This is a genomic window from Cystobacter fuscus DSM 2262 (assembly GCF_000335475.2).
In the GTDB taxonomy this organism is placed as follows: Bacteria; Myxococcota; Myxococcia; order Myxococcales; family Myxococcaceae; genus Cystobacter; species Cystobacter fuscus.
Genome location: NZ_ANAH02000008.1, coordinates 184,028 through 196,322 on the forward strand (window position 1 = coordinate 184,028; position 12,295 = coordinate 196,322).

Genomic DNA, 12,295 nt, shown 5'->3' on the forward strand with positions numbered 1-12,295 from the left:
GTCCTGCTTCAAAGACAGCCCAGCTCCATCCCGCGAAGAACCGCCTGGGTGCGATCCCTCACCCCCAGCTTGGAGAGGATGTTGGACGTCTGGTTCTTCACCGTGCCCTCGGCGGTGCCCAGCGCCTCGGAGATCTCCCGGTTGCTCAGGCCCCGGGCGATGAGGCGCAGCACCTCCAACTCCCGGCGGGTGAGCTCCTCCGGCTGCTCCGCGGAGGGAAAGTCCCGCGGCAGCTCCGCGACTCCACGCGACACCTGCCCGGGCAACCCAGGCGGGGGCAACGTCTCCCCACCCGCCACCCGGTGGAGCGCCTCGGCGAGCTGATCGCGCGTCACGTCCTTGAGCAGGAAGCCCTGGACCCCCACCCGCAGCGCCTCCCGCAGCACCGCGTCCTCATCGAACGTGGTGAGCAACACCACGCGCCGGTGCGGATCCGTGCGCCGCAGCGCGCGCAACGCCTCCAGTCCACTCATCCGCGGCATCCGCACGTCCATCAACACGACGTCTGGATCCAGCTCGGCCACGAGCCGCAGGGCCTCGTTCCCATCGGCCGCCTCCCCCACGATCCGCAGGTCCGGGGTGAGCTCCAACAGGCTGCGAATGCCCTCGCGCACCAGCGTATGGTCATCCGCCAGGACGATGCGGATCATCCGTGGGCACCTCGCGTGGGCAGCCACGCCACCAACTCCACGCCCCGCCGGGCCGCCAGACGCCACTCCAGGCTTCCGCCGAGCTGGGTGAAGCGCTCGCGCATGCCCGTGAGTCCCGCGCCGGGCTCGAGCGCCATCGCGCCCACGCCGTCATCCCTCGCGTGAAGCCGAAGCGCGCCCTCCCGGGTGGAGACGACGTCGATCCACAGGTGGTGCGCGGAGGCGTGGCGCAGCGTGTTGGTGATGACCTCCTGGACACAGCGCAGCAGGCAATGGGCCGCGGCGGGCTCGGTGACGGAGAGTCCCTCCGGCACCTGGAGATGCACCTCGAGCCCGGGCACCTCGCGCGTCAGATCGGCCAGCGCGGGTCCGAGCTGGAGCGGTCCCTCGCGCAAGGAGGACACCACCTCGCGCACCTCACGCAGGAGCGTCCGGGAGACATTCTGGGCCCGGCGCACGTGCTCGAGTCCCGGACCCTCCACGCAATGCGAGGCCACCTCGATGTTGAGCGAGAGGGCCGTGAGGTGGTGGCCGAGCGAGTCGTGCAGCTCCCGCGCGATGCGCAGCCGCTCCTGTTCACGCTCCCGCTCGGCGAGCTGTTGCTGGGCGGCCTCGAGCCGCGCATGCAGCCGGGCCAGTTCCCGGCGCCCGTTCAGCTCTCGCTGCTGGATGTGGGACGCGGTGGCGGTGAACACCAGCAAGCCCGCGTAGCCGACCGCCGATGCCAGCGCGTCCAGGGGCGGGTACAGCACGAGGTAGACGGCCAGGCTCGTGAGGGCCAGCCCCGAGCACCACAGGACGGTGGACCGCGAGGACAGGAACATGGGCACCTGTCCGGAGATGATGGACAGCAGCGCCCCCTCGAAGCCCGAGGCGCCGGTGGCGATCACCGCCAGCGCCGCGGCTGTCTGGGCGCCCAGAAGAAAGAGCGCATGACGGCCATCCCCTCGCACGTTGAGCCAGAAAGCCGCGCCAAAGGAGGTGAAGGCAACGAACCACACGAGCACGGAGGCGCTGGTCAGGTGCTGGAGCGTGAGGTTCATCACCACGAGTCCCTGCGCTCCCACCATGCTCCAGGCGAGGAGCGCGGCGACGAACAAGAGTGGGTGGAAGACCGTGGGCGACCGCATGGGGGGCGCCCAGTCTACGAGCCCCGCCGCCCCAGGTCATCGCGAGAAGCATCGTCCAGGCGGGGCCGTTTTTTCCAAGGCCGCCCTCGGTCAGCAGGTGACGAAGAGGGGCCGTTGCACCGTGTTGAAGATGGCACTGGCTTGTTTGACGAGGGGCAGGTCGGCGAGCGCCGATGAACCGAGCAACGCGATCATTCCAACGGCAATCGTTCCAAGCATGCGCATGCGTGCGGCCTCCTCTGGGGGAACACCGCGAACCCTACACAGCGCGAAACGTGGGGCGCATGTGCCGGAAGTCACGTGGGACAACGGCACCGGCCTCGGCTCGCTAGAAAGATGCGTTCAGGATGTCAGGAGACCACCTGGGCTCATGGACAAAGGCCAGGGTTGCTTCCAGGCGGACGTCGTGGGTATCAGGCGCACCATGTCCTCCACCCCCTGGCTCCTCCGTCTCGCCAGCCACCTCACGAGGGCCGCGGGTCGTCGCGGTAGGCAGGACTTCGCCGAGCAGGCGCGCCACACCGCGCGCGTGAACGCGGACACGCTGCGCGCCATCCTCCAGCACAACCAGGACACGGACTTCGGCCGGCGCCATGGCTTCGCCTCGCTGCACACCGTGGAGGACTTCCAGCGCGCCCTGCCCGTCAGTACCTACGAGCCCTTCCGGCCCTACATGGAGCGCATCGCCCGCGGCGAGCAGAACGTGCTCACCGCCGACCGGGTGGAGTACCTGGGCATCACCTCGGGAACCACCGGCCAGAACAAACTGCTGCCCGTGACCCGGCCCCATCTGCGCCACTTGCAGCGCGCGACCACGATCGGCCTCGACGTGGTGGCCGAGCAGTTACCCGCCATCCACCGTCCCACTCGCGGAATGATCCTCATGAACGCCGAGCTCCACGAGCGCTCCGAGGGCGGGCTGCTGATGGGCGCGCTCGCCGCCATCGCCACCCAGTCCCTGGGCCGCGCCGCTTCCTTCGCGCTCACCTCGCCGCCGGATGCCTTCTCCATGCGCTCGCACGCCGATGCGCTCTACCTCCACCTGCTCTTCGGCCTGCGCGAGCGCAAGCTCGGCTACATCATGGCCCCCTTCGCCACGGGGCTGCTGGACATGGTGCACCTGCTGGAGCAGCGCTGGCAGGATCTGATGGAAGACCTCGCCCTCGGCGTGGTGCGCCCGGCACTCGACCTGGAGCCGAAGCAGCGCCGCCGCCTCCAGTCCCGCATGCGCCCCGCCCCCGAGCGCGTCCGCGAGCTGACCCAGGCGTTCGAGCAGGGCCCCCACGGCCTCTTGCGCCGGCTGTGGCCCGGGCTCGCCTTCGCCTCCTCCATCACCGGGGCCAGCTTCTCCCTCTACACCCAGCAGCTCGCCCCCTACCTCGAGGGCGTGCCCCTGTATGCCGCCAACTACGTCAGCACCGAGTCGACCCTGGGCCTGGCACTCGAGCTCGGGCGCGCCGTCTACTGCCTCCTGGTGGGCGCGGCCTTCTTCGAGTTCATCCCCGAGCAGGAGCTGGACGCGGAGTCCCCCACCACCCTGTTGCCCGAGCAGCTCGTGGAGGGCGAGGCCTACGAGCTGGTGCTCACGACCCAGGCGGGCCTGTACCGCTACCGGCTGGGGGACGTGGTGCGCATCGTGGGGCGCTACCATGAAGCGCCGCTGATGGAGTTCCTCTACCGGCGGGGCGCGCTGCTCAACCTCATGGGCGAGAAGACCTCGGAGCACGCCGCGCGCCTCGCCCTGGAGCAGGCGCTGGCCACCGAGGGCCTCTTGCCCGCCGACTACAGCGTGGTGGAGGAGACGGAGACATTCCCCAGGCGCTATGCCTTCTTCGTCGAACTCCAGGAAGGCGCGCGGCCCCATAAGGATCCGGAGCGCTTGAACCGGGCGCTGGAAGAGGCGCTGTGCCGGACCAATCCCGCCTACGAACTGAACCGCCGCACCGAGCGACTGGGCCCCACCCTGCTGCACCGGGTGGCGCCCGGCACCTTCCAGGCCCTGCGCGACGTGCTCGTGCAACGCGGGGCCTCACCCACCCAGGTCAAGGTGCCCCGGGTGGTGCGGGACGCGGAGCTCCAGGGCCTGCTGCGCCAGCGCCGCGTCACGGGCTGAGCCCCCTCGACTCCCTGAAGCAGTTGTTCAGGCTGCCAGGAGGCCACCTGGGCTCGTGGACAAAGGCCAGGGTTGCCTCGGCTCGCGCGTCATGGGATCAGGCGCACCATGTCTTTCCTACCCTGGATTCCCCGTCTTCTCGGCCACGTCATGCAAGCTGCTGGCCGTCGCGACAAACAGCGGTTCATCGAGCAGACGCGCCACGTCGCGCGCGTGAACGTGGACACGCTGCGCGCCATCCTCCAGCACAACCGGGACACGGACTTCGGCCGGCGCCATGGCTTCGCCTCGCTGCGCACCGTGGAGGACTTCCAGCGCGCCCTGCCCGTCAGTACCTACGAGCCCTTCCGGCCCTACATGGAGCGCATCGCCCGCGGCGAGCAGAACGTGCTCACCGCCGACCGGGTGGAGTACCTGGGTATCACCTCGGGCACCACCGGCCAGCGCAAGCTGCTGCCCGTGAGCCGGCCCCATCTGGAGAACATGCGGCGCACCATGATGATTGGCCGCGCCGTGGTGACCGAGAAGGTTCCGGCCGCCCGGCGTCCCTCTCGCGGAATGATTCTCATGAACGCCGTGCTCCGCGAGCGCTCCGAGGGCGGGCTGTTGACGGGGGCGCTCACCGCCATCTCCACCCATTCGATGGGCCGCGCCGCTTCCTTCGCGTTCACCTCGCCACCGGAAGCCTTCCGCCTGCGCAAGCACGCCGATGCGCTCTACCTGCACCTGCTCTTCGGCCTGCGCGAGCGGGAACTCGGCACCCTCATGGCCCCCTTCGCCTCGGGGCTGCTGGACATGGTGCACCTGCTGGAGCGGCGCGGAGCGGATCTGGTGGACGACATCGCTCGCGGGGTGCTGCGCCCGGAACTCGATCTGGAGCCGGAGCAGCGCCGCCTCCTCCAGTCCCGCCTGCTCCCCGACCCCGAGCGCGCCCGCGAGGTCTCCCAGGCGCTCGAACAGGGCCCCCACGGCCTCTTGCGCCGGCTGTGGCCCAGGCTCGCCTATGTCTCCTCCATCACCGGGGCCAGCTTCTCCCTCTACACCCGACAGCTCACTCCCTACCTCGAGGGCGTGCCCTTGTCCGCCGCCAGCTACGTCAGCACCGAGGGAATCCTGGGCGTGCCACTCGAACTCGAGCAGGCCGTCTATTGCCTCATGGTGGGCATGGCCTTCTTCGAGTTCATCCCCGAGCGGGAACTGGACGCGGAGTCCCCCACCACCCTGTTGCCCGAACAGCTCGTGGAGGGCGAGGCCTACGAGGTGGTGCTCACGACCCAGGCGGGCCTGTACCGCTACCGGCTGGGGGACGTGGTGCGCATCGTGGGCCGCTACCATGAAGCGCCGCTGATGGAGTTCCTCTACCGGCGGGGCGCGCTGCTCAACCTCATGGGAGAGAAGACCTCGGAGCACGCCGCGCGCCTCGCCCTGGAGCAGGCGCTGGCCACCGAGGGGCTCTTGCCCGCCGACTACAGCGTGGTGGAGGAGACGGAGACGCTCCCCGGACGCTATGCCCTCTTCGTCGAGCTCCAGGAAGGCGCGCGGCCCCAGGGCGCTCCGGAGCAGTTGAGCCGGGCGCTGGAAGAGGCGCTGTGCCGGACCAATCCCTTCTACGAGGTGATCCGCCGCTCCGAGCGGCTGGGCGCCGCCCAGTTGCACCGGGTGGAGCCCGGCACCTTCCAGGCCCTGCGCGACGTGCTCGTGCAACGCGGGGCCTCACCCACCCAGGTCAAGGTGCCCCGGGTGGTGCGGGACGCGGAGCTGCAGGGCCTGCTGCGCCAGCGCCGCGTCACGGGTTGAACGCCCGGGTTGCCCGCCCCCCTCAGAAGGTGACGAGGTGGGGCGGCTTCTGCGTCGAGCCAAAGAAGTCAGGATAGATGGCAACGAAGCGGTTGCCCTGCACGATCGGGTACGGCCAGGGCATGGGCGGGGGATATTCCGTGACCGAATTCTCGCTAAAGGTGCCACTCACTTCGAGGTAGCCAGGGTGAAGGGTGAGCTCGTTCAAATAGGTGGCGCCCGGGCCCCCGGCTCCACCATCCTCCGGCACATAGCTCGCCTGCAGACCCGCCACCCTCACGGAGCCCAAGGTGCTCGGGTCCAGACGGTGGATGCCGATGCGAGCCCAGTCACCCATGAACCGGACATACTCTCCATGGAAGTAGGCGACCGCGAGCCCCTCGGCATTGGCCGCGATCGCGATCCGTGGCTCGATCTTCGAGGTCGTCAACTCGACGGTCCTGGGCGTCAGTGAGCAGGTGCCAGGCGAAACCACCTCGCTCTGGACGGAGATTCTGTAGAGGGGTCGGGGGTACGGATAATCCGGATCCACGTCCTCCCGGACCTTGATCGAATAAGCACAACCCTGCCAGGACACCCGGGCCTCTTTGACGACGGGCAGCTCGGCCCGGGCCGGTGAAGCGAGCAGTGCGACAATCCCAACGGCAATCGTTCCAACCATGCGCATGAGTGCGGCCTCCACTGGGGTAGGGCCGCGGACTCTACTCCTCCCGGCCGACTCAAGTAATTCAGTGGTGAGGTAACGCGTGGACGACCGGAGTTTCTTATGAAGTTATGGAGCGACCTACCCCGTCACGAGGTACCACATGTTGCTTCAGCCCCCTGGTGAAGACACCCCCACCGCAGCCAGGAGCCTCGCGTTCCGGTTCTGGCCCATCCCCCACGCCTTGCTGATGGTGGGACTGTTGGCCGTCCTCTCCGGCTGTGGCACGCAAGGCCCAGGTGAGGACCCTGGCACCTCTCCCGACGCGGGCACCTCTCCCGACGCGGGCACCTCTCCCGATACGGGCACCCCGGATGCGGGAGGCGTCCGCTTTCTGTCCTTCATCGAGAAGCCTGCGAATACCCATCAGGTGGAGGCTGGAGGCGAGCTCACCTTCCAGGTCTCCGCGCGGGATCTGCAGGACAGCCCTCTTCGCTTCACCTGGACCGCGTCGCTCGGCACCTTGGCCGTCACGTCGGGACCCTCCGTGAGCCGAGCCACCTGGAAGGCACCGCCGTGCCTCCCCTCGGGAATCCCGGTTGCCTTTTCTGTCCGCGTGGCGAGTCCCTCGGGGGTGGCGATTTCGACCGAGTTCTCAGCCGTGGGCCCTCCGGTCTGCCCGGGTTGGACCTATACCGGTTTCCTTGTCTCGGTCCGCGAGGAGCACACGGCCACGCTGCTGCCCTCGGGCAAGGTGCTGGTCACGGGCGGCCGCTATAAATTTTCGAATCTCGCCTCGGCGGAGCTGTACGATCCGGAGACGAACACTTGGTCGTCCACCGGCAGCCTTGCCACGGCACGGTCCGGCCACACGGCCACGCTGCTGAACTCGGGCAAGGTCCTGGTGACGGGCGGATACACGTCCGCCACGTCGGAGCTGTACGACCCGGCGACGGGCACCTGGTCCCCCACCGGCAGCCTCGCCAAGGAACGCGGCGGACACACGGCCACGCTGCTGCGCTCGGGCAAGGTCCTGGTGACGGGCGGCCACGACAATGTCGCGCCGGAGGTATACGACCCCGAGACGGGCACCTGGTCCCCCACCGGAAGCACCGGGGTGCACCGCGATGACCACACGGCCACGCTGCTGCCTTCGGGCAAGGTGCTGGTGACGGGCGGCGCCACGTCGTCCAGCACGCCGCTTGCCACGGCGGAGCTGTACGACCCGGCGACGGGCACCTGGTCCCCCACCAGCAGTCTCACCACGGGCCGCATGAACCACACGGCCACGCTGCTGCCTTCGGGCAAGGTGCTGGTGACGGGCGGCATCTTCGACATTGTGATCCTCGCCACGGCGGAGCTGTACGACCCGGCGACGGGCACCTGGTCCCCCACCGGCAGCCTCTTCGAGGGCCGCACCTACCATGTGGCCACTCTGCTGAACTCGGGCAAGGTGCTGGTGACGAGCGGCTTCAATATCGATAACGGCCACCTCAATTCGTCGGAACTGTACGACCCGGCGACGGGCACCTGGTCCCCCACCGGCAACCTGCAGTGGAGCTTCCACGAGGACATGACGATCACTCTGCTGAAATCGGGCAAGGTGCTGGTGGTGAGCTCGGACAGAGGAGAGGTGTACTCGCCATAACGCGCGGGAGCAGGCAGAGGGGGCGCTGGCCCAAGTCCCGCGCCGCCCTTGGAGAGTTGGGACGAAGGCGCGGCGCCTCCCTGGGTAGACGCCGCGGTGTACCTGGGCCACGAACAAACCTGTTCCACTCCCTCACTTCCTGAAGCCCGTTAGTAGGTGACGATCTGGGGCGGCTGCAGCGTCGCGCCAAAGAAGTCAGAATAGATGGCGGCGAAGCGATTGCCCTGCGCGAGCGGGGGCGGCCAGCTGGTCGCGGGCACATTCGACGAGATCGCATTCGTCGACCCTTCCAAGAAACCATGCACTTCGAGGGAGCCCGGGTAGAGGGTGAGCCAGCTCAGGGAGAAGGGGGTCGGGGCCCACGGTCCAGTCCCCGACAGCCAAATCCCCTCCAACTCCGCCACTTTCACGGAGCCCAAGGTGCTCGGGTTCAAATGGTGGATGCGGAGGAGATTCCGGCCCCACGAGAACCGGGCGTACTCTTCATAGGAGTAGGCAATCGCGAGCCCCTCGGCACTGGCCGCGATCGCGATCCGCGGCTCGCGCACCGAGCCCACCAGATTGACGGTCCTGGGCGTCAGCGAACAGGTGTCTGGCGAAACCACCGCGCTCTGGATCGAGACGGTGTAGGGAGTATCGGCGTACGGATCATCCCCCAGGAGTACCTTGATCGTATAATCACAGCCCTGCCAGGACACCTGCTCCGAGTTGATGACAGAATCGGCCTGGGCCGGTGAAGCGAGCAGTGCGACAATCCCAACGGCAATCGTTCCAACCATGCGCATGAGTGCGGCCTCCACTGGGGTAGAGCCGCGAACCATATACGACTCGGGGTGAGAATCGCACGCGCTGGAAGTCACGTGGGCGTCACCCCCACGTGACTTCCTTCAGAAGCCCTACCCGGATCGAGAAGAAGCCGGCCGGGAGGAGATGACGGGGAGCCTCAGGGGGCGATGTAGATCCACCCACCGAGCAGGGTGTTGTTGTCCGTGAACAGCTCGGGGCCACCCACCGGATTCACCACGGCCCCCACGTAGTAGAGCCCTGGCGTGTCCGGGTTCGCCTGCGGCGGATGGGCGTTCCCGGTGACAGACAGCGTCTGGCACCAGCCGGGCTGGAGGACTTGCGTGCTGACCTCTCCCACGAGGACATCCTCGGACGGGCCCTGGGGCGAGGGAAGATCGAGCGTGGCGTCCGTGGACAGAAGCACACGCACGCGGGTGCTCCCGGCCCGGGTGCCCTGGTTGCACACCGTCAGCTGGACACCCAGGCTCTGGCCACTTCGGGCGAACACGGGACTCTCCATCTCGGAGATGACGAAGTCCGCCTCGGGGCCCACGCCCAACCGGTCGCCCGAATGGATGTTGTTGTCCTCGATGAGTTCCGGGGTGGCGTTGTTCGGATCCACCACGGCCCCCAGATAGAAGCCAAAGTCGCCCGGCCATCTCGGGGGCTCGCCAGAGGCCTGGCCGGAAATGGTCACCGTGACGCACTGGCCAGGGAGCACCGAGGGCACCGGCTGGTCCCCCACGATGACGTCCTCGGAAGAACCAGACGAAGACGGGACACGGATGGACTCATCCTTGGACAGGAGCAGGGTCACGCGGGTGCTCTCCGCCCGGGTTCCCTGGTTGCACACCGCCACCTCGGCGGTGAGCGGCTGTCCGGGATACACGCTGGCCGGGCCCTTCACCGAGCCGATGACGAAGTCCGCGCCAGCGCCCACGCCCAGCAGGTAGCCCGAGTGCGTGTTGTTGTCCTCGATGAACTCCGGGGTGGCGTTGTCCGGATCCACCACGGCCCCCAGGTGGAAGGCCCGGACGTCCGGCCGACTCATGGGCGGGACCTGGGCAGAGCCGGAGAGGGAAACGGTGGCGCATTGGCCGGGAGCGAGTTGAGACACCGGCGCCTGGCTCACGAGGGAGTCCTCTGGAGGAGCGGACGGAGACGGGGGGCGAATGGACGCGTCCTCGGACAGCAGCAAGGCCACGCGGGTGCTCTCGGCCACGGTGCCCTGGTTGCACACCGTCACCTGGGCGGTGAGCGGCTGTCCGGGCTGCACACTGGCCGGGCCCTTCACCGAGGTGATGACGAAGTCCGCGCCAGTGCCCACGCCCAGCAGGTAACCCGAGTGCGTGTTGTTGCCCTCGATGAGTTCCTGGGTGGTGTTGTCCGGATCCACCATGGCCCCCAGGTGGAAGGCCCGTGTGTCCGGCCCGCTCACCGGCGGAGGAGAAATGCTGCCGGAGAGGGACACCGTGGCGCACCGGCCTGGGAACAAGGAGGGCACCTGCACGACTCCCACGAGGGCATCCCCGGAAGGCGCGGACGGAGACGGCGCGCGAATGGACGCGTCCTCGGACAGGAGCAGGGCCACGCGGGTGCCGCCGGCCTGGGTGCCCTGGTTGCACACCGCCACCTGGGCGGTGAGGGCCTGCCCGGGTCCCACGCTGGCCGGACCCTTCACCGAGGTGATGAAGAAGTCCGCGCCACTGCCCACGCCCAGCAGGTAGCCCGGGTGCGTGTTGTTGTCCTCGATGAGCTCCAGGGTGGCGCTGTTCCGGTACACCCCGGCGCCCAGGTGGAAGGCCCGCACGTCGGGCGAGCTCGTGGCCGGGGGCTGGGCCTGGCCAAGGACGAACACCGTGGAGCACTGGCCGGGAACGAGCAGAGGCACCGGCGCATCACCCACGAGGGAGTCCTCGGAAGGCGCGGACGGAGACGGGATTCGAATGGACGCGTCCTCGGACAGGAGCAGGGACACGCGGCTGAAGTCGGCCCGGGTGCCCTGGTTGCACACCGTCACCTCGGAGGTGAACGACTGCCCAGGCTGCACGCTGGCCGGACCCTTCACCGAGGTGATGAGGAAGTCCGCGCCACTGCCCACGCCCAGCAGGTAGCCCGGGTGCGTGTTGTTGTCCTCGAAGAACTCCGGGATGGCGTTGTTCGGATCCACCACGGCGCCCAGGTGGAAGGCCCGGATGTCCGGCCGACTCGGGGGCGGAGGCAAGGCCAGACCAGAAACGGGGACCGTCGTGCACTGGCCGGAGAAGAGCGGAGGCACCGATGCCTCACCCACCAGGATGTCCTCCGGAGGAGGACCAGCGGGAGACGGAAGACGGATGTTCGCGTCCTCCGACAAGAACAAGCTCACCCGGGTGCCGCCGGCCTGGGTGCTCAGGTTGCACACCGTCACCTGGGCGGAGAGGGATTGCCCGGGCTCCACACTGGCCGGACCCTTCACCGAGGTGATGACGAAGTCCGGTTGAAACCCGATTCCCAGCGGAGCACTGATGCGCGTGTCATTGCTCGGGTCCGCATCCTCGGGGGTCGAGATGCGAGCACCCACGTACCAGATGCCCTCGGAGGGAACCTGGGCGTACACAGTCGCCTTCTGCCGCCTGCACTCTCCGGGCGCCAGGAACGGGTCGAACTGCCCCACCCGCCTGTCCGTCTCCTCGGAGATGACGGTGTCCGAGGACAGGAACAACCCACCCCGCGCGGAGCCCGCCATGCCCCCCTGGTTGCAGATCGTGGCCGTGACCTCGAAGGAGAGTCCTGGATGGACACTGTGAGGAGCGCTCAACTCCGTCACCACGAAATCAGGTCCGGTGAGCAGTTGTTTCGCGGTCTCGTGTCCACCGCCAGGGAATGGCTCCTGCGCGTCGCATCCCCAAATAGCCATCAACGCGAGGGCACCGAGCCCCGCTTTCATCCTGCGTTCATCCATGGGTCTTCACTCGTTCGGGAGGGGTTGAAGTGCGGCGGCGAACCCTGTCGCGCCACGAAGCTCCCGGACGTGGATGACCACTGAGTATTTTATGGGAATTTTATTGGAAGCGAGACGCATGAGGCAACGCCTCAGCGCACTTCGCTCCCGCGGGCTCAGGTTACACGTTCACCTTCACGGGCACATGTGCCGGAAGTCATATGAGGAAGGGAAGGCCACGAACCCAACGCGCCTTCCCTTGCCCCTGAATCCGCTCCGGGCGCCCTACCCGCGCACCGCGGACAGCCGGCGCCGCAGCCGGCGCACGCGCTCGACGGCGTCCTGGGGCAACAGGCGCTTGGCCACTTCACGCACCTGCCGCATCCCCTGCTCACGCCGCACGAACCACTCGCCATCACCGCCGGGCGAGAGCACCCGCAGGGACACGGTGCGCCGCTGTTTCGTCGTCCAGTCGGACTTGTATGTCTCGGTGCCGCGCAGGAAGTCGTAATCGGTGAGCCCGGCCTCGAGGGCGTCGCGGAACGTCTCCCCCACGAGCACCAGCCCCACGCTGCGGTTGCGCCACGTCCCACTGATCCCTCAGC

9 protein-coding genes and 1 pseudogene are annotated in these 12,295 nt (G+C 68.2%); 3 read left to right on the top strand and 7 right to left on the bottom strand.

Going from position 1 to position 12,295, the window contains the following annotated elements:
- Positions 1 to 8 precede the first annotated feature (8 nt).
- The 3 genes from D187_RS15610 to D187_RS58755 all read right to left on the bottom strand — a co-directional run bounded on the left by D187_RS15610 (position 9) and on the right by D187_RS58755 (position 2,005).
- Complete coding sequence (locus D187_RS15610; RefSeq protein ID WP_043430000.1) at positions 9 to 650, bottom strand: response regulator; 642 nt, start codon at positions 648 to 650, stop codon at positions 9 to 11.
- Positions 647 to 1,780, bottom strand: coding sequence for a sensor histidine kinase (locus tag D187_RS15615; RefSeq protein WP_002626333.1), 1,134 nt, complete (start codon positions 1,778 to 1,780; stop codon positions 647 to 649). The genes D187_RS15610 and D187_RS15615 overlap by 4 nt, the downstream gene beginning before the upstream one ends.
- Positions 1,781 to 1,870: 90 nt before the next feature.
- The gene (locus D187_RS58755) at positions 1,871 to 2,005 is read right to left on the bottom strand and encodes a hypothetical protein (protein WP_002626334.1); all 135 of its coding nucleotides are present in this window, start codon (positions 2,003 to 2,005) and stop codon (positions 1,871 to 1,873) included.
- A 145-nt stretch (positions 2,006 to 2,150) separates the two neighbouring features.
- Between D187_RS58755 and D187_RS15620 the strand changes: the two genes are divergently transcribed.
- On the top strand, positions 2,151 to 3,893 hold the full coding sequence (locus D187_RS15620; protein ID WP_002626335.1) for a GH3 auxin-responsive promoter family protein: 1,743 nt from the start codon (positions 2,151 to 2,153) through the stop codon (positions 3,891 to 3,893).
- Between the two features lie 108 nt (positions 3,894 to 4,001).
- On the top strand, positions 4,002 to 5,690 hold the full coding sequence (locus D187_RS15625; RefSeq protein ID WP_155893372.1) for a GH3 auxin-responsive promoter family protein: 1,689 nt from the start codon (positions 4,002 to 4,004) through the stop codon (positions 5,688 to 5,690).
- A gap of 22 nt (positions 5,691 to 5,712) precedes the next feature.
- Here D187_RS15625 and D187_RS49945 read toward each other — a convergent pair whose 3' ends face one another.
- Complete coding sequence (locus D187_RS49945; RefSeq protein ID WP_051256380.1) at positions 5,713 to 6,357, bottom strand: hypothetical protein; 645 nt, start codon at positions 6,355 to 6,357, stop codon at positions 5,713 to 5,715.
- A gap of 139 nt (positions 6,358 to 6,496) precedes the next feature.
- Here D187_RS49945 and D187_RS15635 point away from each other — a divergent pair, with 139 nt between their 5' ends.
- A complete protein-coding gene (locus D187_RS15635; RefSeq protein WP_002626339.1) occupies positions 6,497 to 7,981 on the top strand; it encodes a Kelch repeat-containing protein in 1,485 nt (494 codons plus the stop codon).
- 149 nt (positions 7,982 to 8,130) lie between these two features.
- Here D187_RS15635 and D187_RS15640 read toward each other — a convergent pair whose 3' ends face one another.
- The 3 genes and pseudogenes from D187_RS15640 to D187_RS15650 all read right to left on the bottom strand — a co-directional run.
- A complete protein-coding gene (locus tag D187_RS15640; RefSeq protein ID WP_002626340.1) occupies positions 8,131 to 8,766 on the bottom strand; it encodes a hypothetical protein in 636 nt (211 codons plus the stop codon).
- A 158-nt stretch (positions 8,767 to 8,924) separates the two neighbouring features.
- The gene (locus D187_RS49950; protein ID WP_081713709.1) at positions 8,925 to 11,711 is read right to left on the bottom strand and encodes a CARDB domain-containing protein; all 2,787 of its coding nucleotides are present in this window, start codon (positions 11,709 to 11,711) and stop codon (positions 8,925 to 8,927) included.
- A 264-nt stretch (positions 11,712 to 11,975) separates the two neighbouring features.
- Positions 11,976 to 12,290: pseudogene (locus D187_RS15650) on the bottom strand (GNAT family N-acetyltransferase); the annotation flags it as partial.
- Positions 12,291 to 12,295 lie beyond the last annotated feature (5 nt).

What these genes read in the sequence shown, in the direction of transcription:
- D187_RS15610 (WP_043430000.1), bottom strand. Translation starts at nt 650, where the DNA reads ATGATCCGCATCGTCCTGGCGGATGACCATACGCTGGTGCGCGAGGGC.
- D187_RS15615 (WP_002626333.1), bottom strand. Translation starts at nt 1,780, where the DNA reads ATGCGGTCGCCCACGGTCTTCCACCCACTCTTGTTCGTCGCCGCGCTC.
- D187_RS15620 (WP_002626335.1), top strand. Translation starts at nt 2,151, where the DNA reads ATGGACAAAGGCCAGGGTTGCTTCCAGGCGGACGTCGTGGGTATCAGG.
- D187_RS15640 (WP_002626340.1), bottom strand. Translation starts at nt 8,766, where the DNA reads ATGCGCATGGTTGGAACGATTGCCGTTGGGATTGTCGCACTGCTCGCT.
- D187_RS58755 (WP_002626334.1), bottom strand. Translation starts at nt 2,005, where the DNA reads ATGCGCATGCTTGGAACGATTGCCGTTGGAATGATCGCGTTGCTCGGT.
- D187_RS49945 (WP_051256380.1), bottom strand. Translation starts at nt 6,357, where the DNA reads ATGCGCATGGTTGGAACGATTGCCGTTGGGATTGTCGCACTGCTCGCT.
- D187_RS15625 (WP_155893372.1), top strand. Translation starts at nt 4,002, where the DNA reads ATGTCTTTCCTACCCTGGATTCCCCGTCTTCTCGGCCACGTCATGCAA.
- D187_RS15635 (WP_002626339.1), top strand. Translation starts at nt 6,497, where the DNA reads ATGTTGCTTCAGCCCCCTGGTGAAGACACCCCCACCGCAGCCAGGAGC.
- D187_RS49950 (WP_081713709.1), bottom strand. Translation starts at nt 11,711, where the DNA reads ATGGATGAACGCAGGATGAAAGCGGGGCTCGGTGCCCTCGCGTTGATG.